The 20,209-nt window shown below is 44.2% G+C and carries 21 protein-coding genes; 11 read left to right on the top strand and 10 right to left on the bottom strand.

Annotated elements, in window-relative coordinates; genetic code table 11:
* The first annotated feature begins 3 nt into the window (after positions 1-3).
* The gene (locus tag SCB77_RS14210) at positions 4-1,299 is read left to right on the top strand and encodes an HAD-IB family phosphatase (RefSeq protein WP_320182672.1); all 1,296 of its coding nucleotides are present in this window, start codon (positions 4-6) and stop codon (positions 1,297-1,299) included.
* Between the two features lie 60 nt (positions 1,300-1,359).
* Here the strand turns inward: SCB77_RS14210 and SCB77_RS14205 are convergent, their stop codons facing one another.
* The 7 genes from SCB77_RS14205 to SCB77_RS14175 form a co-directional block, all read right to left on the bottom strand.
* Positions 1,360-1,947 carry a 5-formyltetrahydrofolate cyclo-ligase gene (locus tag SCB77_RS14205; RefSeq protein WP_320182671.1) on the bottom strand — a complete coding sequence of 196 codons (588 nt, stop codon included), beginning with the start codon at positions 1,945-1,947 and terminating at the stop codon, positions 1,360-1,362.
* 65 nt (positions 1,948-2,012) lie between these two features.
* On the bottom strand, positions 2,013-2,573 hold the full coding sequence (efp, locus tag SCB77_RS14200) for an elongation factor P (RefSeq protein ID WP_320182670.1): 561 nt from the start codon (positions 2,571-2,573) through the stop codon (positions 2,013-2,015).
* A 67-nt stretch (positions 2,574-2,640) separates the two neighbouring features.
* A complete protein-coding gene (locus SCB77_RS14195; protein WP_320182669.1) occupies positions 2,641-3,264 on the bottom strand; it encodes an ABC transporter ATP-binding protein in 624 nt (207 codons plus the stop codon).
* A gap of 11 nt (positions 3,265-3,275) precedes the next feature.
* On the bottom strand, positions 3,276-4,073 hold the full coding sequence (gene lpxA, locus SCB77_RS14190) for an acyl-ACP--UDP-N-acetylglucosamine O-acyltransferase (RefSeq protein ID WP_320182668.1): 798 nt from the start codon (positions 4,071-4,073) through the stop codon (positions 3,276-3,278).
* Position 4,074: 1 nt separating this feature from the next.
* The gene (locus tag SCB77_RS14185) at positions 4,075-5,472 is read right to left on the bottom strand and encodes a bifunctional UDP-3-O-[3-hydroxymyristoyl] N-acetylglucosamine deacetylase/3-hydroxyacyl-ACP dehydratase (RefSeq protein WP_320182667.1); all 1,398 of its coding nucleotides are present in this window, start codon (positions 5,470-5,472) and stop codon (positions 4,075-4,077) included.
* Between the two features lie 25 nt (positions 5,473-5,497).
* Entirely contained in the window at positions 5,498-6,541 is a 1,044-nt protein-coding gene (lpxD, locus tag SCB77_RS14180) for a UDP-3-O-(3-hydroxymyristoyl)glucosamine N-acyltransferase (protein ID WP_320182666.1), read from the bottom strand.
* 43 nt (positions 6,542-6,584) lie between these two features.
* Positions 6,585-7,829 carry an HD domain-containing protein gene (locus SCB77_RS14175; RefSeq protein ID WP_320182665.1) on the bottom strand — a complete coding sequence of 415 codons (1,245 nt, stop codon included), beginning with the start codon at positions 7,827-7,829 and terminating at the stop codon, positions 6,585-6,587.
* A gap of 222 nt (positions 7,830-8,051) precedes the next feature.
* Between SCB77_RS14175 and porX the strand changes: the two genes are divergently transcribed.
* From porX to SCB77_RS14145, 6 genes are all read left to right on the top strand, one after another.
* Complete coding sequence (gene porX / locus SCB77_RS14170; RefSeq protein ID WP_380935698.1) at positions 8,052-9,608, top strand: T9SS response regulator signal transducer PorX; 1,557 nt, start codon at positions 8,052-8,054, stop codon at positions 9,606-9,608.
* Positions 9,609-9,620: 12 nt separating this feature from the next.
* Complete coding sequence (gene tsaE, locus SCB77_RS14165) at positions 9,621-10,031, top strand: tRNA (adenosine(37)-N6)-threonylcarbamoyltransferase complex ATPase subunit type 1 TsaE (protein ID WP_320182664.1); 411 nt, start codon at positions 9,621-9,623, stop codon at positions 10,029-10,031.
* A gap of 73 nt (positions 10,032-10,104) precedes the next feature.
* A complete protein-coding gene (locus SCB77_RS14160) occupies positions 10,105-10,650 on the top strand; it encodes an RNA polymerase sigma factor (protein WP_320182663.1) in 546 nt (181 codons plus the stop codon).
* Positions 10,647-11,405, top strand: a complete 759-nt coding sequence (locus SCB77_RS14155; protein ID WP_320182662.1) for a hypothetical protein — start codon at positions 10,647-10,649, stop codon at positions 11,403-11,405. The genes SCB77_RS14160 and SCB77_RS14155 overlap by 4 nt, the downstream gene beginning before the upstream one ends.
* Positions 11,406-11,410: 5 nt before the next feature.
* Positions 11,411-12,202: an outer membrane beta-barrel protein gene (locus SCB77_RS14150; protein ID WP_320182661.1), complete on the top strand. Its 792-nt coding sequence runs from the start codon at positions 11,411-11,413 to the stop codon at positions 12,200-12,202.
* Between the two features lie 80 nt (positions 12,203-12,282).
* Positions 12,283-13,344 (top strand): ABC transporter ATP-binding protein, encoded by a 1,062-nt coding sequence (locus SCB77_RS14145; RefSeq protein WP_320182660.1) that lies wholly within the window; start codon positions 12,283-12,285, stop codon positions 13,342-13,344.
* Here the strand turns inward: SCB77_RS14145 and SCB77_RS14140 are convergent.
* Genes SCB77_RS14140 through SCB77_RS14130 form a run of 3 tightly spaced genes read right to left on the bottom strand, consistent with a single transcriptional unit; the run spans position 13,341 to position 15,898 of the window.
* Positions 13,341-13,844 (bottom strand): TlpA family protein disulfide reductase, encoded by a 504-nt coding sequence (locus tag SCB77_RS14140; RefSeq protein ID WP_320182659.1) that lies wholly within the window; start codon positions 13,842-13,844, stop codon positions 13,341-13,343. The genes SCB77_RS14145 and SCB77_RS14140 overlap by 4 nt on opposite strands.
* Positions 13,841-14,683, bottom strand: a complete 843-nt coding sequence (locus SCB77_RS14135; protein ID WP_320182658.1) for an alpha/beta hydrolase — start codon at positions 14,681-14,683, stop codon at positions 13,841-13,843. Before SCB77_RS14135 ends, SCB77_RS14140 begins: the two co-directional genes overlap by 4 nt.
* A 3-nt stretch (positions 14,684-14,686) precedes the next feature.
* Entirely contained in the window at positions 14,687-15,898 is a 1,212-nt protein-coding gene (locus tag SCB77_RS14130; protein WP_320182657.1) for an alanine dehydrogenase, read from the bottom strand.
* Between the two features lie 118 nt (positions 15,899-16,016).
* Between SCB77_RS14130 and SCB77_RS14125 the strand changes: the two genes are divergently transcribed.
* From SCB77_RS14125 to SCB77_RS14110, 4 genes are all read left to right on the top strand, one after another.
* Positions 16,017-17,939, top strand: a complete 1,923-nt coding sequence (locus SCB77_RS14125; protein WP_320182656.1) for a polysaccharide biosynthesis protein — start codon at positions 16,017-16,019, stop codon at positions 17,937-17,939.
* A gap of 87 nt (positions 17,940-18,026) precedes the next feature.
* Positions 18,027-18,695 carry a tetratricopeptide repeat protein gene (locus tag SCB77_RS14120; RefSeq protein ID WP_320182655.1) on the top strand — a complete coding sequence of 223 codons (669 nt, stop codon included), beginning with the start codon at positions 18,027-18,029 and terminating at the stop codon, positions 18,693-18,695.
* 72 nt (positions 18,696-18,767) lie between these two features.
* Positions 18,768-19,265: a 6,7-dimethyl-8-ribityllumazine synthase gene (ribH, locus tag SCB77_RS14115; protein WP_320182654.1), complete on the top strand. Its 498-nt coding sequence runs from the start codon at positions 18,768-18,770 to the stop codon at positions 19,263-19,265.
* A 225-nt stretch (positions 19,266-19,490) separates the two neighbouring features.
* Positions 19,491-20,207, top strand: a complete 717-nt coding sequence (locus tag SCB77_RS14110; RefSeq protein WP_320182653.1) for a hypothetical protein — start codon at positions 19,491-19,493, stop codon at positions 20,205-20,207.
* Positions 20,208-20,209: the final 2 nt, after the last annotated feature.

Here is a 20,209-nt window from a genome sequence, read left to right as displayed (position 1 = left end):
ACTGTGAAAAATTATTACATCATTGATTTCGACAGTACCTTTACTCAAGTTGAAGCGTTGGATGAGCTAGCGCGTATATCCTTGGAAAACCATCCCGATCGGGAGGCTATCTATCAAAAGATAGAAGATTATACCAACCTAGCAATGGAAGGAAAAATCTCGTTTAGAGAGAGCTTAACAGGGCGAGTGCAGTTATTGAATGCCAATAGATCCCACTTGGATAAACTGGTATCCCATTTAAAAAAGAAAGTATCGCTTTCCTTTGGTAGAAACAAAGAGTTCTTCCGGAAGAATGAAGATACGGCTTGGATTGTTTCGGGAGGTTTCAAGGAGTTCATCACTCCTGTTGTGACACCTTACCATATCAAAAAAGAGAACATTTACGCGAACACCTTCAGGTTTGACGAGGAAGGCAACATTATTGGGTACGATGAGAGCAATCCCCTTTCGGATGAAGGAGGAAAAGTCAAGCTATTGAAAGAGCTGAAGATAAATGGCCGCATATTCGGGATTGGTGATGGATACTCCGATTTCCAATTGAAAGAGTCGGGTTTGATCGAGAAATTCTTCGCCTTTACGGAAAACATCTCCCGTCAAAGTGTGACAGAGAAAGCCGACCATATTACGCCAAGCTTCGACGAATTCCTTTACGTTAACGATCTTCCTCGTGCCATATCTTATCCTAAAAACAGGATTTTATGCCTGATCATTGGTGATGTTCCTGAAATTGCCGTTCATATTTTGAAGAGAGACGGTTTTTCTGTCCGCACAAAAGATACCTTCGAAGAGAAATACATCAAAGATGTAGGTATGTTGTTGTTGGCCGACGGTATTACTATTGACAACGAACAGCTCGCACGTGCAGACAAGCTAAAAACTATAGGCTATTTGGGCGATGTCAAGGGGCATGTAAGCCGCAGCACCTGCACCGAGAAAGGTATCGTGGTGTTTGATGATAAAAAGCTAAAAAAACGCAATGCCGAGTTCATCCCGAGGCGGATGGCCGATTTTATCAACAACGGTGATACGGCAATGAGTCGAAATTTCCCAAACCTTACCTTACCACGTTTAAGCCACGCGCACCGATTGCTGCATATTCACCAGAATGTCCCGGGCATTATGGCGCAGATAAACAACGTGTATGCAGAGAATCAAATCAATATCATCTCACAGTTTCTGATGACGAAAGGCGATATTGGTTATGCAGTGACCGATATACATGCTGCCTACGATAAGAACCTCCTGAAGCAGCTTAAGCAGATCGATAACACGATTAAATTTCGGATACTGTACAAGTAAAAAAACTCCCGATGCAGCTTTCGCACATCGGGAGTTTTCTATTCTTCAACAGCCTTCCAACTACAATGGTATTGACGACGAAAAACGGTAGATTTTCTTTGGCGTCACGAGCATGTCCAAAGGAATGTCAAAAGCGTCAATGTCATCGATTTTTTCGATAGGGTCGAAGTAGGAAATACCGATTTTCACACAGTCTGGTCTACATTGGGCCAGAAAACGATCATAAAAACCTTTACCATAGCCCACACGATTTCCTTTACTATCGGCAACTAGCAAGGGAATCAAGACGAAGTCCAACGCACTTTCTGCGATCCGCTCTCCTTCTACTGGCTCCACGATACCCCAAGCATTCTCCTGCAAAACAATACCTTCACGCATCAGGAAGTGCTCCATGGAGAAATTACTAGGATTAGTCCGGCTAAGGACAACTTTAGCGCTCGGATATTCTTGCTGTAGAAAACGTATAAAACGCCAAGTATCCGGCTCATTCTGCCGTAAGATCGGCAGGAATACATGCAAGTAGCCGTCAGCAGGCCACGAGAGAGTCCGTAGATGTTGCAAGATCGCATCATTCCAGTCATTAAGCTCCGTGCTGCTCAGCGCCTTTCGCCGTTTTTTATACTGTTCCCTGATTGTCGCTTTGTCCATATCAAAAAAAACGGTCCTGCGCCCGAAAGCAAACAAGACCGAATAATCAACCTAAACCTAAATCCTTATTTTACACGCTCGATATAATCGCCAGTGCGTGTATCTACTTTTACTCTATCTCCTTGATTGATGAACAACGGCACACGAATTTCAACACCCGTTTCTACCGTCGCGCTCTTTAACGCGTTGGTCGAGGTATCACCTTTTACAGCCGGTTCCGTATATGTTATTTCCAATTCCACCGTTGCAGGAGCCTGCGCCATAATAGGTTCTTCGCTTTCAAAAGCGATGATCACGTTCATTCCTTCTTTTAGGAAACGCGCAGTATCACCAAACAAAAACTTAGGAATATTAAACTGCTCATAAGTATTATTATCCATCACGACGAAAAAGTCACCTTCATCGTAAAGATATTGGTAGTCATTTGTTTCTACGCGAGCAATCTCCACATCTTCGTCTGTCCTAAAACGGTATTCTACCAATTTTCCACTACGGATGTTGCGCATACGCGCTTGATAAAATGCACGTAGGTTTCCGGGAGTACGGTGAATAAACTCTTCAACGGCTACCAATTCTCCATTAAAACGGAGTATATTTCCTGATTTTACTTCAGATGCTTTTGACATAACAATCTATTTGAATTTTAGCGATACAAAACTACGAAATATAAGGGTTTAAAAAAAACGGAGCCAATTATTTATAGGCGAGCATATTAATGGATTCCTCGCAAAAGGCATATTCTTTCTCTTGGTTCGACCCAACGATAACGATACGATTATCGTGGCTTGTCTGCGCGACAAGATCAAGGTACCACTGCTCCCCCGCGACATCCAAATTATTGGTAGGCTCATCTAGCAGGAGCAGCATACTATCCGAGCAACAAGCTAATGCCAGTTTCACCCTTTGCTTCATTCCCGATGAGAAAAAACGAAGCTCCTTATCCACCGCCTTTTCGAGGTTAAGCAGTGCCAAGACGCGTTCCATATCATAGCTGGGAAGGAAAGGCTTAAACTTAAAATGGAAGGATATCATCTCCCGAAGGGTGAACTCCTCTATTAGTTCGAGATAAGGGGCAGCTACTGCTACTTCGCGAAACCACGCATCCACAGCAGTAGCTGCCCCTTCTTTTGTTTGATATACAATCTGGCCTTCACTGGGTGACAAGCTGGCTGCAAGCACCTTCAAAAAAGTAGATTTACCAGAACCGTTCGGCCCCAGCACCGCATATTTCTTGCCCAATGAAAAGGTATAATCTATGTGGCGAAAGATCCACTCCCTGTTATACCGTCTGCCTAAGTCTTGTAAAGTTATACTCAATAAACGCGCTATTAAAGTGAAGAATTACGTCCCTGATTAAACCCCTTGATAACACCACGATTAGAATTCCGTACGAAAGACAAAATCTCATCCCGCAATTCAGTAGGTGCAAATTCGGCTTCGATCAGATCCAGCGCTTTAGTCAGGTTTCTGTTCTGCACGAATAGCACACGGTAGATATCCTGAATTTCCGTAATCTGCTCTGCCGTGAAACCCCGACGTCGTAGACCTACAGAATTGATACCCGCATAGGAAATCGGCTCACGCGCTGCTTTGATAAATGGCGGCACATCCTTACGAACAAGCGTACCACCCGTTACGAAAGCGTGAGAGCCAATCTGACAAAACTGGTGCACAGCAACCATACCAGCAAGCACCACATAGTCGCCCACCGTAATATGTCCGGCCAACGTGCTCGAGTTGGAGAAGATACAGTTGTCGCCAACAAAGCAATCATGTGCGATATGGCTGTAAGCCTGAATAAGGCAATTTTTTCCGATCACCGTTTTGTAACGGTCTTTGGTACCACGGTTGATGGTGACACACTCCCGTATGGTGGTGTTGTCTCCAATTTCTGCGGTGGTCACCTCGCCTTCAAATTTCAAGTCTTGGGGTTCGCCAGAGATCACGGCTCCCGGAAAAATACGGCAGTTTTTGCCTATCCGAGCGCCATTCATGATCGTCACATTGGAGCCGATCCAAGTTCCTTCACCAATCTCGACATCCTTATAGATCGTCGTGAATGGCTCGACCACCACATTTTGAGCGATTTTCGCCTCAGGGTGGATGTATGATAACGGTTGTATCATGTTAATTACCTTTTACTTTTACAATTTGGGCCATCAATTCGGCCTCACTTACTACCCTATCGCCAACCATGCCGACCGCTTTCATGCGTGCGATGCCTCGACGGATAGGCTCCAGCAACTCACAGTTGAATATAATTGTATCCCCTGGCGTTACCTGATTCTTAAAACGGGCATTTTCGATTTTTAGGAACAGTGTCAACCAATTTTCTGGATCAGGAACAGTGTTCAACACCAAGATACCACCGGTTTGTGCCATGGCTTCTATTTGCAGAACCCCTGGAAAAACAGGTGCTCCCGGAAAGTGCCCCATAAAAAGATCTTCATTCATGGTCACATTCTTCAGTCCCACGACGTGGGTTTCCGATAGTTCCAAAATCTTATCTATCATCAAAAATGGCTGTCGATGCGGCAATATGTTCATAATCTGAACCGTGTCGTACACCGGCGTCATATTTGGGTCGTAAACCTTCATATTCTTGCGGTTTTTATCTCGTTTTATTTGGGCTTTTATTTTTTTGGCAAAAGCAGCATTTGCAGCATGGCCAGGACGAGCAGCCATAATATGCCCTTTCAACGGACGACCTACCAAGGCCAAATCGCCGATCATATCCAGCAGCTTATGTCGCGCTGGCTCGTTCTGATAGCGTAGTTGAATATTATTCAGGATACCTTCATTGGCTACTTCCACGGTTTTATTGAACAGTCCGGACAACTTATCCAACTCTTCCTTACTCACCTCTTTATCCACGATAACGATAGCATTCGACAAATCGCCACCTTTTATCAGGTTGTGGTTCAGCAAGCTTTCCAGTTCATGTAAAAAGCAAAACGTACGTGATGAAGATATTTCACTTTGAAATTCCGAAATATTACTGATTGCCGCGTGTTGGCTACCCAATACCGGTGAGTTGAAATCGATCATACAGGTCAACCGATAACCGTCTAGCGGCATGGCGATAATTTCCACCTTGCGATCTTTTTCTACGTACGCAATATTATCCTTGATTTCATAATAGTCGCGATCTGCCTCTTGGTCTACAAAGCCAACCTCCAGCAACTTCTCCACGTAAATCTTTGAACTACCGTCCAAAATAGGCACCTCAGGGCCGTCAATCTCGATCAGCACATTATCAATCTGCAAGCCCACGAAGGCTGCCATCAGGTGTTCGATCGTGCTCACCGAAGCACCATTCTGCGTGATAGTCGTCCCACGGGATGTATCCGACACATTGTCGGCATCTACCGCTACGATGGGCGATCCCGCGATATCTACTCTTTTGAATTTAAACCAATGAAACTCTGGAGCGGGCTTTAAGGTCATGTTCACAATTTTCCCCGTGTGCAAGCCTATTCCCGATATCGCTATTTCGGACGAAATCGTCCTTTGTTTCACATTCATATCTAACATATACTATTTAGCAAAATTATCGCGTTTCGTCATCCAATTTCTTCAGCCTCGCCTCAACTTCCGCCAATCGCTGCTCAAGGGCAGGTAGCTTTCCATACAAAACCTGCGATCGTAAGTTACTACTGTAAGGCATTGCCGGAGAACCGCCCCATTTTTTGTTTTCTTGTCCAATAGACCGGTTAATACCAGACTGCGCCTGTACCTGCGAACCCGAGGCAATCTGAATATGACCTACGATACCTACTTGTCCACCTAAAATGACCTGTTCGCCAACTTTCGTACTACCAGAAATACCCGTCTGTGCCGCAACAACAGTGTTGGCACCGATCTCCACATTATGTGCAACTTGGATCAGGTTATCAAGCTTCACGCCTTTAGAAATCACCGTAGATCCTAAAGTAGCCCGATCAATAACTGTATTGGCTCCCACCTCTACATCATCGTGTATAATAACATTCCCTATCTGTGGAACTTTACTATACGTGCCATCTTTCTGTGGTGCAAAGCCAAAACCATCGCTCCCAACCACCACACCGCTGTGCAGCACCACGTTGGCACCGATCTTACAGTCGTAGTAGACCTTTACACCAGGAAACAGAACAGCATTATCACCGATAACGACACCATCGCCGACATAAACCTGTGGGTAAACTTTCACATTGTTACCTATCTTGACATCACGTCCTATATAAGAAAAAGCGCCAAGATAAAAATCAGCTCCTACCGTGACCGATTCATGTATAAATGAAGGTTGCTCCACACCATTGCGCTCATTGCGCAACTTATGATAGATCTTCAAGAGTTCAGAAAAAGCCAAGTAAGCATCTTTAACACGTATTAACGTCGTGTCAACAGCTTTTTGAAGTTGTAAGTCCTCATTTACGATAACAGCCGAAGCATTAGTCTGATACAGAAAATGTTCATACTTGGGATTGGACAGAAAAGCCAACGAGCCGAGAGTCCCCTCTTCGATCTTAGCCAACTGATTTACAAGAACATCCGGATCTCCCTCAACGTACCCGCCTAATAATGTTGCTATTTGATTTGCAGTAAATTGCATCTTACAAATGTATACTTTTTCTTAATTATATTTTACCATTTTGTTAACCTTCGTACAATGGAAAGCCAATCTCTTTAGGATAGGAAATGGCATATTTCTCTACCCTTTTCGCCAAAGCCACTAGATTTGACAGGTCAGACGCTTCGGTAATATCCTGAACGCTACCCATTTTATTCAAAATCTTGATATTATTGTAGCTGGCATCATATGCACTGTTTTGAATCGTTTGTGTGAACACAAAATAATCCACTTCGTGATCATCCAGCGACAGATTTTTTTTCACCTTTTCCTTTACAAATGCAATTTCTTGCTCCGAAAAAGGCGTATTCCTAAGTTCTGTACGCAACAAATCACGGTTCATAAGCCGCTTGCAAAGCATCCCAAGAATACGGTCATCTGCATATACCCAATCTTTGACGGCCGACATGATATCCATATCGTCCAAACGGGTGAACCACATCAGGTGATCTGGAATCTCCAAAAAATTATGAATATCGATCTTATTCTGCAAAAAGTGCTGCAACGCCTTGGTGGCGAACATTTGCTCCCCCTGCATACTTAATTCTTTCGCACGGTACAAAATTTTGATCAGCATCTGTTCTGCACCAATTACGGTCTTATGCAGGTAAACTTGCCAATACATCAACCGCCTAGCAATCAGAAATTTCTCTACTGAATAGATCCCCTTCACTTCCACCACAAGATTTTCGTCCTGTACATTCAACATCTTGATAATGCGGTCGAAGGAAATAACGCCCTCCGAAACACCTGTAAAGAAGCTGTCGCGATTCAGGTAGTCCATGCGATCGGTATCCAGTTGGCTAGATATCAGCTGATGAAAAAATTGACGGTGATACTGGTCGTTGAAAATCGTGATGGCCAAGCTCAGTCGGCCTTTAAATTCCTCATTCAACTTATCCATGAGGAGCGCCGAGATCATCTCGTGCGATACGCCTTCTACAAGCGTATGTTCCAAGGAATGTGAAAACGGGCCGTGTCCCACATCATGAAGCAGAATAGCCGCCAAGGTGGCTTCCTCCTCTTCGGGCGTAATGGCCACGTCCTTGCTGCGCAAGGTATCGAGCGCGAGACAGGTCAAGTGCATGGCACCAACGACATGCTGAAAGCGGGTGTGTAGTGCCCCCGGATAGACCAAGTGCGTCATACTGACCTGTTTGATATAACGCAGCCGCTGTAGAAAGGGATGCTGGATAAGATCAAAAATAAAAGCCGACGGAATTGAAACAAATCCGTAAACGGGGTCGTTGATTATCTTTTTCTTATTCAATTTTCGGCAGCCTTTTATTTATTGTTATTTTTGATAGCACTCCTTTCCCCGCGTATTATTCGTCTAAATTAGCGCAAAGATAAGGAGAATGAAGTTAATTAATGTTAAAAATAAAAGTATTGGCGCCCCATTTGGCTATTTTGTGGCAAGTTCGATAACTACACTTTTTCCGAACCTACCTATAACAAAGGGATTCTCCGAAGAAGAAGAAACAGCAAACACATGATCAATAAAATACATATACTTTGGGCCGATGATGAGATAGAATTTCTTAGACCGCACGTTATGCTGCTGGAAGAGAAAGGCTATCGTGTAAAAACGGTAAACAACGGCAACGATGCGGTTGAAGCTTTCCAAAACGAGCCCTTTGATCTGGTATTTTTAGATGAAAACATGCCCGGAAAAACCGGATTGGAAACATTGGCCATCTTAAAGACTATAAATCCTACTATTCCGACGGTGTTGGTTACCAAAAATGAGGAAGAGCACCTCATGGAGGATGCCATCGGCTCCAAGATTGATGATTATCTCATCAAACCCGTAAATCCGAAGCAAATATTACTGACGATCAAGAAATTCACGGAAAACAAACGCTTAGTTAGCGAAAAGACATCGATGGCCTACCAACAAGAGTTCAGAAATCTCGGCATGACCATCAATGACGACCTCGATTTCCGGCAATGGACGGAAGCCTATAAGAAACTGATCTATTGGGAGCTCTCCTTGCAAAAGTTGGAAGATGCCGGCATGCACGAAATACTGACCATGCAGAAGGCCGATGCCAACACGTTGTTTTCCAAGTTCGTGGAGAAGAAATACATCAGCTGGATACAGAATAAAGAAGAGGGACCTGTCCAATCGCACCAGCTTTTTAAGAAAAAGGTATTCCCATCCTTGCAAGCAGAGCGGCCAACTTTCTTCTTCCTTATTGATAATTTACGCTACGACCAATGGAAAATAATTAACGAAGTCATCACGGACTATTATCGCTTGGAAGAGGAAGATGCCTATTACAGCATCTTGCCAACGGCCACGCAGTACGCCCGAAATGCAATTTTTAGCGGACTGACTCCATTGGAAATGGAACGTCGTTTCCCTGATCTTTGGCAAAATGATGATGACGAAGGAGGCAAAAACCTCAATGAAGACAAGTTCCTTGCCGACCAGATCAGTCGTCTCTACCGACGGGACATCAAGCATTCTTACCATAAGATATTGACGTTGGACCAAGGAAAAGAAATTGTAGATTCCTTGAACAACCTCATGTTGAATGACCTGAACGTCTTGGTGTACAACTTTGTCGACATGTTGTCGCACGCACGCACTGACATGGCAATGATACGGGAACTGGCCAATGACGAAAGTGCCTACCGATCTATCACCCTTTCTTGGTTCGAACATTCGCCCCTGCTAGACACCTTAAAGTGGCTCGCCCAGAGGAACGTTAAAGTCATTATTACGACCGACCACGGCACGATCCGCGTGAAACGTCCGAGCAAGATCATTGGCGACCGCAACACCAATACAAACCTGCGCTATAAACAGGGCAAAAATCTGAATTACCAAGCCAAGGAAGTGTTTGTGATTAAAAACCCGCACGATGCCCAGTTGCCCAAGTTGCATGTCAGCTCATCATTTGTATTTAGCAAAGACGACTATTTCTTTGTGTACCCTAATAACTACAACCATTTTTCCAACTATTATAATGGCACTTTCCAGCATGGCGGCATATCTTTAGAAGAAATGATCATCCCCTATGCGGTATATACGCCAAAATAGATAAATTTGAACATGGAAATCCTTGTTCATACCCTAGACGAATTACAAGCCGCCGCACAGCAGATCCTATCGGCCTATACCCACGATAGGATATTTCTGCTGAAGGGACAGATGGGCGCGGGCAAAACAACCCTCGTCAACGCGCTGTGCAAGGCCTTGAGGGTTACAGAAGCTACATCTAGCCCTACCTTCTCTATTGTAAACGAATACAGTTCAACCAGCGGCCCTATTTATCACTTCGACTTTTACAGACTGAAAAAGGAGGAAGAAGCACTTGACCTCGGTTATGAAGAATATTTTTATGCCGATGCTTTTTGTTTCGTCGAATGGCCTGAAAAGATCGAAAATCTTCTCCCCGAGGATGTACGAACCATCAGCATCGAAGTCCTATCACCAACCAGCCGAAAGATCAGCGTAGCATAAATTTCAATTTTTTTAAAAGCGGATGCAACCCTCCTCTCTTTTTGCTCGTCTTCCTTATAAAGACTAATCAACCTTGGAAAAGCAACAGTTAGAAAGCATATGGAAGAAGTGCCTAAACGGTGACCGGAAGGCACAATTTGCGCTCTATCAGCTGTTCTCCAAAAAGATGTATGCTGTTTGCCTTCGCTATGCTCCGGATGAGCAACAGGCAAAAGATATCTTACAGGTTGGTTTTATCAAGGTGTTTCAAAAAGGCGAACATTTTGAAAGCAAAGGCTCATTGGAGGGTTGGATCCGGCGGATCATGGTGCATACCGCGATCGAGCAGCACAGACGCAATCAAATGACTACCGTCGAATCTTTTGATGAAAGTCACGAAACCATTGCCGGAACGATGGATAGTACCGACAACGTGCAGTACAAGGACTTGCTAGCGCTGATACAGCTACTGCCACTTGGCTACCGCACGATTTTCAACATGTATGTGATCGATGGATATTCCCATCGTGAAATAGCGGAAAAGCTCCAGATAAGCGAGGGCAATTCAAAATCACAGTTATCCAGAGCCCGGCAGTGGCTTCAGGAGAGATTACTTAAAATGGAGGGTAAGGCATCATGAATGATGAACAATTAGACAAGCTTTTCAAGAAAGGACTGACCGACTTCGAGGTTGATCCGGGTGCAGAAATGTGGGCAAAGATAGAAGCCGAATTACCTGCGGAACCGAAGATCATTCCACTATGGAAGAGACAGGGACTTCGTTATGCAGCGGCATTGATCATATTGGGAGGATTTGCAGCGATCATTTTCCTGCAACGTAGCGAAGCACCGCAGAAATTGCAACAAATAGCCCAAACAGGTGTGCAGCAAGGTCGTATTGAAACGAATGAAAAACAACAGCAAGTTGCTGAGGCACCCAATGAAAGCCCATTGGCGCAACAAGCCGAAGCGACAAAAGTTGACAAGCGCCCAAAACAGGTGAGCCAACCGACGGTAGCGGTAGCCCAAGTAATAGAGCCAAAGCGAAGTATGCCGAAACTGGATTTACAAATCCCCGAGCTGCAGGTAGCTAAGATAGAAGCTGCACACACGGATACCTTCCCACCGACGCTGGTGAGCACACAAGTGGTGGAGGTCGAGCCCATCCGGCCATTGATCGAAAACCCAGAGGAGGAAGAATCCATGCTGGCAAATGGCCCAAAAGCGCCGGCAAAGGTGCAACAAGGCATCGTCACGGGCATTCTGAATCGAATTTCGGACGTGGTAAATCCCGACGATAGTAAAACCATACACTTTAGCAATGACGAAGAAGGATCCCTTCGAATTGACATATTTAATTCACTAGTAAAAAACCGTAAAAAAATTAGAAGATAAGCCCTATGAAAAATACATTTATATCCTACATCCTATCGACTGTTATGGTAGGTCTGCTATCAATGACATCCGTTTCCGCACAGGATAACGACAGCGACAGCACAGAAAACAAACATATGGGCTTTGAGCCAACGCTTGGAAAGAAAGACTACGATGATCGTGGAAAAGTAATTAAATATCCTCGATTCTTTGGGGGCCTGACCTTCACACGTATCGACTGGGGTTTTTCTCGACTGATCGATGATGGCAGTTTTACACTCTCGGCAGACAACCAATTTTTGGACTATAGCAAAGCCTCTAATTTTGGCTTCGATGTCGCTCAAGTTGGGCTGCGTTTTACCGACATGTTTAAGATGTATGTATCAACCGGTTTTGAATGGAACTATCTACGTCTGAAGAACGATGTAATATTAGATACTGACGCAGCGCCTTTGGCTTACGAAGAATCAACAACAGATTACCGGAAAAACGTATTTACATCCACCTATCTGCGCGTGCCCTTGACATTCGAGTTCCGTAGTCGTAAAAACCGACATGGTGACCGTGCAAAAATTGCCGTTGGTGCAATGACGGGCATCCTGCTAAAAGGTACACAGCGCTTAAAGAGCGACGAATTTGGCAAACAGAAATTCCGTGACAACTATAACCTAGCAAGCTTCCAATATGGCGCATTTGCACGAGTTGGGTACGGATCAATGGGCGTGTTTGCCAAGTATTACTTGAACGATATGTTTGAAAATAGTCCCAACCAGCAGTCTTTAAATAATTTTACCTTCGGATTAACCTTGGGATTCTAAGATCCAATCGTTCTGCCGCGACCTTAAGATATATTTATGTACTTTTGTGCCGAACAAAAAATGTTCGGCACTTTTCATTTATGGCACAAAAAAACGCTTCCTGTCAATATATCCCGAATGACACCCAACGACTGGATATTCCTTTTATTTTTGGCGAACAGCTTTCGCATACCTTCGAAGCTAAGCAGCAGGTGATCGCGGTGAACAACGTCGATTTTGGCATTTCCGAAGGAAAGATAACAGCTATTATTGGAGAATCGGGAAGCGGAAAAAGTACCTTATTGAAATTGATCTATGGGTTGTTGGAACCAAGCAGCGGAGAAGTACGCTATCAAGGCTGGCTTGTTCCTACGCGTAAGGATAAGCTCATTCCTGGGCACGATGCCATGCGCCTCGTATCCCAAGGCTTTGATGACCTCAATCTGTACGCAAAAGTATGGGACAACATTGCCTCGCAGCTGCCAAACACCAATCTGGCACGAAAAGAAAGCAAGACACGCGAAACCTTGGAGCGGCTGAAAATCGATCATTTGGCACAGCAACGTGTGGCCGACCTCAGCGGCGGCGAGAAGCAACGCGTGGCCATTGCGCGTGCCTTGATCAACGAACCGCAAGTACTGCTCATGGACGAACCATTCAACCAAGTGGATGCAGCTTTTCGCGATGCCCTACAACAAGACATTCGACATATCGTCGCCGAAACGGGACTGACCATACTATTGGTTTCCCACGACCCTACGGAAGTATTGGCCATGGCCGATGAACTTATTGTGATGAAAAACGCGAAAATCCTCGAGCAAGGATCGCCAGCGGATCTCTATTATAATCCGTCGCACAGCTACACCGCCCAGCTACTGGCAAAATGCAATATATTATCCCCGCAAGCGGCCCAGCAACTCGGCATTCAGAGTTCCTCAGCAATTGGTATTCACCAAGAGGACATCAGCTACCGTATAAATACCGAAGGCAGCTTTGAAGTACAAGACGTTCGTTTTCGTGGTTTCTACAATGAATTGATCGTGCGCCACGGGGAACTCATCCTCCACGCCATTTTGCATCCCATTATCGATATCCCTATCGGAACCCGCGTGGATATCGATATCAAACGACATCTTGTTTTTAGCAACGACCAAGATGCTTAGTGAGCCAAGCTATCTTCAATCAATTCGATAAAAGCTGTAAACTCTTCCGGCGTATAGCCTATGGATTGGTAAATAATTTTCCCTTCCTTGTCTAGCAGCACGTTTCTTGGTATCTGAGATTCGGCAAATAAGGAAAATACGTCGCGTTTGAGATCTGGAAAAATAGGAAAAGTGTAACCTGTATTTTCAATAAAGGGATCAAGTTTATCCCATCCCTCTTCCCTTGCCAAAACCATCACGGCAAAATCTTCCCGATGTCCCCAACGTTCCCACACCTCTTTTTGTAGCCTTGGTAATTCCTGGCGACAAGGTGGGCACCAAGTCGCAAAAAAGTTGATCAACACCACTTTGCCCCGCAAGGAATCGATAGACAAGCTTTTGCCTTGCTTATCGAGCACCTTAAACGATGGCACCACTTCTGTCAAAAAAACCTTCCACTCCTGCCCCTTGCCCAGCAACATACTGAAGCTAAACAGGACGATCAATACACTATTTTTCATTTTAAGTCTTTTAGCCAAGCAAACATACGATCAGACCATTTGCGTTCATCCGTCTTGTTGATCAGTCCGAAACCGTGGCCTCCCCTTTGGTACTCAAACAACATATTCGGCACAGCAACTTTATCAAGCGCAGCTTTATAACGTGTAGCGTTTTCGATCACCACAGCCTGATCATCATGGGCATGTACCAAGAAGGTAGGCGGTGTATTTTTCGTCACCTGCTCATCCAAAGAATAGTAGTGCACGTCAGATTCCTCGGCCTGCTCCCCGATCAGATTCTTCTTGGATCCCTGATGGGTGACGCCGTCTCGCATAGATATAACCGGATACACCAACACCGAAAAGTCGGGACCTAGATTGCTGTGTTTCGGATTTTCGATTTTTGCTTCATCAAAATGGTTGGACAGCGTGGCCGCAAGATGTCCACCCGCCGAAAATCCAATGACACCAACACGATCAAAAGCATACTGCTCGCGTATAAATTGCATCGCTCGTTGTGCGTCTTGCAGCGGACCAATCTTACGTACTTTCATCGTTTCATCCTTGGGCAGTCGATAGTAAAGTACAAAAGCACTAAGTCCATGTTTATTACATTCTTTGGCCACTTCGTGACCTTCATGGTTGATCGCCACATGTCCGTAACCTCCTCCGGGAATAATCAGCACAGCCTGCTTAGCACCCATTATCTCATAACGATACAAAACGGGAATATTTTCATCCCCGAGCTGTTCCTTGGATTTCGTAGCATTTGGAATAGTCTCATAAAGCGCTACTTTTTCTTGCGCCAAGGTATAGTAGTTCAGCAATACCGTCATGAAAAAAGCATAAGTAAATTTCATAGTTTATTGGTTAGCAACAATGAGGAGGTCCAAATCCTTGGACGTCAGGTTAAATTTATCGGCAATATCTTTATTGGTCAACATCCCTTGGTAAAGATAAATGGCACTGCGAATGCATTTATCCGACCAGATCATGTTGTTCATGCCTCCGCTCTCACCAATCTGCAGCAGCAGGGGCGTAAAAATATTCGTCAATGCATAGGTAGCAGTACGCGCTACGCGCGACGCGATATTAGGCACACAATAGTGGATCACATCGTACTTGCGAAAGACCGGCTTATCATGATTAGTGACCTCCGATGTCTCAAAACAGCCCCCTTGGTCGATGCTCACATCGATCAACACAGAGTTTGGCTTCATCTTGGATACCGTATCTTCAGAGATGATACAGGGAGAACGTCCATTGCTGGCACGCACAGCACCAATCACCACATCACAGGAGCGAACGGCCTTGTTCAAAACGATTGGCTGAATCACAGAAGTAAAGACGCGGCTGCCTACATTATTCTGCAAACGCCGTAGCCGGTATACCGAACTATCAAACACCTTCACCTGTGCACCCAAGGCGATAGCCGTCCGGGCAGCATATTCACCCACCGTTCCGGCACCTATAATAACCATTTCTGTCGGAGGAACACCGGTAATACCGCCCAACATCAGCCCCTTTCCATCAAATATATTGCTGAGATACTCCGCCGCAATCAAGACCGACGTAGCTCCAACAATTTCACTCATCGCTCGAACGACGGTCAAGTGCCCGCCCTCATCCTTCAGGTATTCATAGGAAAGTGCTGTGATCTGCTTTCTTATCAAGGCCTTCAAGACCTGAAGATCCATTAACGAAGGTTGGTGGGAAGACATCAGCACCTGCTTATTACGCATCATGCCAACCTCTTCCAGCGTGGGGCTTGCAATTTTTATAATAATGTCACTTTGAAAAATTTCGTTTCTATCATGACTAATACGCGCGCCCTGCTCGCTGTAATGTTGATCTAAAAAGTTTGAAGCATCGCCTGCGCCTGCCTCGATGACTACCTCATGCCCATATTCGACCAACAACGCTACCGATAGTGGAGTCAAAGGAATTCTTTTTTCTTGAAATGAAATCTCTTTAGGAACTCCTATCTTCAAGGAATTCCGGCTCTTACCAACCTGCGCTAACGCTTCCTGCGTTTGAAAAATGGCTTTATGGGCTATTTTTGACATATCATTCATAGGATCGATCTCTTCCTTTTTTAACCAGTGAAATTAAATAATTATTATTGATATTCAAGTGCAAAGAATATTAAATCCTTTTTTTTTTCTACTTTTACCTAGGTGTAACATCGTGTTAATGCAAAAATTACCTATTTTCAATCAAATTGGCATTGTCCCTAGGTGGACAATATTTCTTTTCGACCTGTCGATCGCTGCCATCGCATTTATATTTGCGTATGCGCTGTACTATTCGTTTAACCTGCATGCCTACGCTCGGTATGAATTTGCTGTAGAAATCATCTATTGCTTAGCGACAACGTCCCTCTCTTTTCTTGTCTTCAAGCTGTATTCAGGCATTGTGCGTTACACCAGTGCCGTGGACTCCATCCGTATACTATCCACGCTGCTGTTCAACATCATTATTCTCTTTGCGATCAAGCTAACGCTAATCGCATTGCATATCCCTTCGCTGTTACCGACGAATATTATTATCATTTACAGCCTTTTTGCTTTTACTGGGCTCACCACCTATCGTACACTGATCAAGATCGTTTTCCAGTACAACAAAACTAAATCCACCGAAAAGAAAAATGTCGTGGTTTATGGTGCTGGCGATCTGGGGATCGCTGTAAAACGTACGTTTGATCACGATCTTAAGTCCAATAAGTTTATCGTTGCCTATATCGATGACAACGAAAGCAAGATCGACAAATACATCGACGGCGTAAAAATATTCAAGTCTGCCGATCTTGATCGCTTGATTCAAAAGTTGGGCATTGACGAGCTCATCTTCGCCTCCCATAAAGTTGATCCGGAGAAAAAGGATGCCGTTACAGATATTTGTTTGGAACATAATGTAAACGTGCTTACGCTGCCACCAGTGAGCGAAATCATCAATGGCACGCTGTCGCCAAACCAAATCAAGAAAATCAAGATCGAGGATCTTTTGGAGCGTGCCCCTATCATCCTATCGCATGATAACATACGTGATCAAGTGGCCGGAAAGCGCATTTTAGTAACTGGTGCCGCTGGCTCCATTGGTAGCGAAATTGCCAAGCAGCTGGGACTCTTCAACCCGCAACTGATCATTCTTTGCGATCAGGCCGAATCGCCGCTGCACAATTTGCATCTTGATCTTCAGGAACGTTTTAAGAACCAATCCTACCAATCATTTATCGCAGACGTCAAAAATGAAGAGCGCATGCGTACCCTTTTTGAGACGTTCAAGCCGCAATATGTATACCATGCCGCGGCATACAAACACGTCCCGATGATGGAAAACCATCCGATAGAAGGTGTGCGCACCAATGTACTAGGCACGTTTACACTGGCCAATCTAGCGGTAGAATATCAAGTATCCAAATTTGTGTTCGTTTCTACAGATAAGGCTGTCAACCCAACCAATGTGATGGGAGCAACCAAAAGAATCGCTGAAATGTATGTACAATCGCTGAACAATCGCATCATTGCACAGAACAACGATATAAAAACGAGGTTCATCACGACCCGTTTCGGCAATGTATTGGGATCAAATGGTTCGGTGATACCACGCTTTAAGGAACAAATTGAAAAAGGTGGGCCATTGACCGTAACACATCCCGAGATTACCCGCTATTTCATGACCATTCCAGAAGCCTGCCAATTGGTTATAGAAGCTGGATGCATGGGCAACGGCGGCGAAATATTTGTATTTGACATGGGTAAATCAGTAAAAATTGTAGATCTAGCGGAAAAAATGATCAAGCTTTCCGGTTTCACGCCCTATACCGATATCGACATCAAATTTACCGGTCTTCGTCCAGGAGAGAAGCTCTATGAAGAACTGTTGAATGACCTCGAAAACACACTCCCTACCCACCATCAAAAAATAATGATAGCAAAAGTTCGTGAGAACAATTTTGACTTCGTTGATACGCAGATAAAAGCATTGTTCGGCCGCACAAAAACCAATGACAATATGGAAGTGGTAAGGCAGATGAAGACAATCGTACCGGAGTTTAAAAGTCAAAACTCTGTTTATGAACAGCTGGACAAAATAATTTCAAGCCCAACTAACTGATATAAAGCCGAGATTTTTTATTAATACTTGCAATAAACTTTTAAAAGTGTAATTTTGCGTTCCATATTTATTATACGATACTAACAGATGTCAAACACAAATGTAAATCCAACAGAACCTAAAAAGTCATCAGGTTCATTTTTTCAGGACAATCAAAAAAGCATAACCTTTATTGTTGGCGGTATCATCGTTTTGATATTGTTGTATTTGGGTTATCAAAAATTATATTTAGCTCCACGAGCAGAGAAAGCTGCAAATGAAATCTATAAGGCCGAGGAATATGCAATGATCGATTCCTTGCAAGCAAAAGCAATAAACGGCGACGGATCGTTCTTGGGCTTCAAAGAAATAGCTGACGAATATTCAAACACGAAGTCTGCAAACATTGCTAACGCGTATTTAGGTGGTCTATACCTTCGTCAAGGCAATTTCCAAGAGGCAATCAAATATTTGCAAAAATATTCCGACACAGGAAGTGAAGTATTAGATCCTTTAGTTACCGGCTTAATTGGAGATGCCTATTCCGAGTCGAAAGATTATAAATCGGCAGCCGATTATTATAAGAAAGCAGCTGACAAGAGCAAAAACTCCTACACAACACCGTTATTCTTGAAAAAACTAGGATTGGTGTATGAAGCATTGGAAGACTTCAAAAATGCCGAACAAGCCTACCAGTCTATTAAATCAGACTATCCTGAAAGCCCAGAGGCAAATATGATCGATGGACCATTGGCACGCGTACAAGCGAAGCAATAGTCGTTAAGACCCAAAAAGATACGAAAGGCTGCTTATTTTATAAAGCAGCCTTTTTTATTTATCTTTGCCCCCATGTCAAGCAGCTTGAAAAATCTTTCCGACTTTTCACATTTAGAAGTAGGAAACGCAGAGGGGTTAAAATTTGCCATTGTGGTTGCGCAATGGAATGCCCAAGTTACCGGAGCATTATTGGACGGTGCCGTAACGGGACTACTGAAACATGGTACACAAGAAAACAATATTGAGGTGGTACGGGTGCCGGGTAGCTACGAGTTAGTGTCGGGAGCGGATATCGTGTTACGTGACAGCTCCTTTGACGGAGTGATCTGCCTAGGCTGTGTTATACAAGGGGAGACGAGACATTTCGACTTTATCTGTGATGCGGTGGCCAATGGCGTTGCAAATGTTGCCATCAAATACAATAAACCGGTCATTTTCGGCGTATTAACGACAGACAACTTACAACAGGCGCTGGATCGCTCTGGAGGAATACACGGTAATAAAGGCGAAGAAGCGGCCATCACGGCCATTCAGATGGCTCTTGTTAGCCAGCGGTTTCCAGCAGTTTAACCACAAATATCAGCACTATGAAACGTTATTTCATCCTCTTCATTGGAACCCTTTTCTTGGGATCTATTTTTTTTACAGCTTGTTCTTCACAAAAACAATGTGCAGCATATAGCACTTACCCCAAGAAAAAAAGCAGAACGAAATAATCTGTTTCTCCATAGCGTGCTCTGTTTCGCACATCAGCAAAACAGAGCACGCTGTTTCTTTTTAAATCAGCATAAAACTATGAGAACATATTTAATGGCGGCAATTATTGGTCTCCTCGCTTTGACGGCAGGACAGGTTAAGGCACAGGCTAGCCAAGAATCTGTTTCTATCTTATGGAAAGGCATTGGCGGCAAGACCAAATGGGATAACACCAATTACATTTTATTCGTGGCTAGTGGCAACGAATCCAAATATGTGCAGAGCGGCAGAAAATTTCTGATCAACAAACGATCAGGACAGGTGCGCTTTGAAGGTCGATTGAGCGATGGTGACAATATCATCGCCATCTTTAATTTCAAAACGCAAAAGATCATGAAGTTTTCCAGCAACGGTGTGGAAAGCAAAAGCGGGTCGAGCGAAGTCGATGATGCCTTCGCAAAGATTAATGAACAATTTAAGAAAGATGCCAGTTTTATTTTTCTACCAACCTTGATAGATAAGGCTGGAAAGGCCGCGTCCAAAATTATCAATGCGGAGAAACTTCAGTATATAAGCTTTCAACTGCGGGACAATAACCTCGCAGGCGATCTATACTTCAACCCCGAGACGGGCTACATCAAGCAACTCGTGGATCAGGATGGAAACGAATTTTACGTGAACGGCTACAAAGATATCGGGGGAGGACTGTTTCTACCAACAACCTTCAAAAGCATGGGTAGCCAAGAAAAAAGTACTTCTTTTACCACCGTTGCCGCATTTACGGAAATGGAGGACTCTAAATTTTCAACCCTTTAATA

The sequence above is a fragment of the Sphingobacterium bambusae genome, from assembly GCF_033955345.1.
Classification (GTDB): domain Bacteria; phylum Bacteroidota; class Bacteroidia; order Sphingobacteriales; family Sphingobacteriaceae; genus Sphingobacterium; species Sphingobacterium bambusae.
This window is presented reverse-complemented; position numbering and strand designations above follow the sequence as displayed.

What these genes read in the sequence shown, in the direction of transcription:
- SCB77_RS14125 (WP_320182656.1), top strand. Translation starts at nt 16,017, where the DNA reads ATGCAAAAATTACCTATTTTCAATCAAATTGGCATTGTCCCTAGGTGG.
- SCB77_RS14145 (WP_320182660.1), top strand. Translation starts at nt 12,283, where the DNA reads ATGGCACAAAAAAACGCTTCCTGTCAATATATCCCGAATGACACCCAA.
- SCB77_RS14120 (WP_320182655.1), top strand. Translation starts at nt 18,027, where the DNA reads ATGTCAAACACAAATGTAAATCCAACAGAACCTAAAAAGTCATCAGGT.
- SCB77_RS14155 (WP_320182662.1), top strand. Translation starts at nt 10,647, where the DNA reads ATGAATGATGAACAATTAGACAAGCTTTTCAAGAAAGGACTGACCGAC.
- SCB77_RS14140 (WP_320182659.1), bottom strand. Translation starts at nt 13,844, where the DNA reads ATGAAAAATAGTGTATTGATCGTCCTGTTTAGCTTCAGTATGTTGCTG.
- SCB77_RS14205 (WP_320182671.1), bottom strand. Translation starts at nt 1,947, where the DNA reads ATGGACAAAGCGACAATCAGGGAACAGTATAAAAAACGGCGAAAGGCG.
- SCB77_RS14135 (WP_320182658.1), bottom strand. Translation starts at nt 14,683, where the DNA reads ATGAAATTTACTTATGCTTTTTTCATGACGGTATTGCTGAACTACTAT.
- SCB77_RS14110 (WP_320182653.1), top strand. Translation starts at nt 19,491, where the DNA reads ATGAGAACATATTTAATGGCGGCAATTATTGGTCTCCTCGCTTTGACG.
- SCB77_RS14150 (WP_320182661.1), top strand. Translation starts at nt 11,411, where the DNA reads ATGAAAAATACATTTATATCCTACATCCTATCGACTGTTATGGTAGGT.
- efp (WP_320182670.1), bottom strand. Translation starts at nt 2,573, where the DNA reads ATGTCAAAAGCATCTGAAGTAAAATCAGGAAATATACTCCGTTTTAAT.
- porX (WP_380935698.1), top strand. Translation starts at nt 8,052, where the DNA reads ATGATCAATAAAATACATATACTTTGGGCCGATGATGAGATAGAATTT.
- SCB77_RS14185 (WP_320182667.1), bottom strand. Translation starts at nt 5,472, where the DNA reads ATGAATGTGAAACAAAGGACGATTTCGTCCGAAATAGCGATATCGGGA.
- ribH (WP_320182654.1), top strand. Translation starts at nt 18,768, where the DNA reads ATGTCAAGCAGCTTGAAAAATCTTTCCGACTTTTCACATTTAGAAGTA.
- SCB77_RS14130 (WP_320182657.1), bottom strand. Translation starts at nt 15,898, where the DNA reads ATGAATGATATGTCAAAAATAGCCCATAAAGCCATTTTTCAAACGCAG.
- tsaE (WP_320182664.1), top strand. Translation starts at nt 9,621, where the DNA reads ATGGAAATCCTTGTTCATACCCTAGACGAATTACAAGCCGCCGCACAG.
- lpxA (WP_320182668.1), bottom strand. Translation starts at nt 4,073, where the DNA reads ATGATACAACCGTTATCATACATCCACCCTGAGGCGAAAATCGCTCAA.
- lpxD (WP_320182666.1), bottom strand. Translation starts at nt 6,541, where the DNA reads ATGCAATTTACTGCAAATCAAATAGCAACATTATTAGGCGGGTACGTT.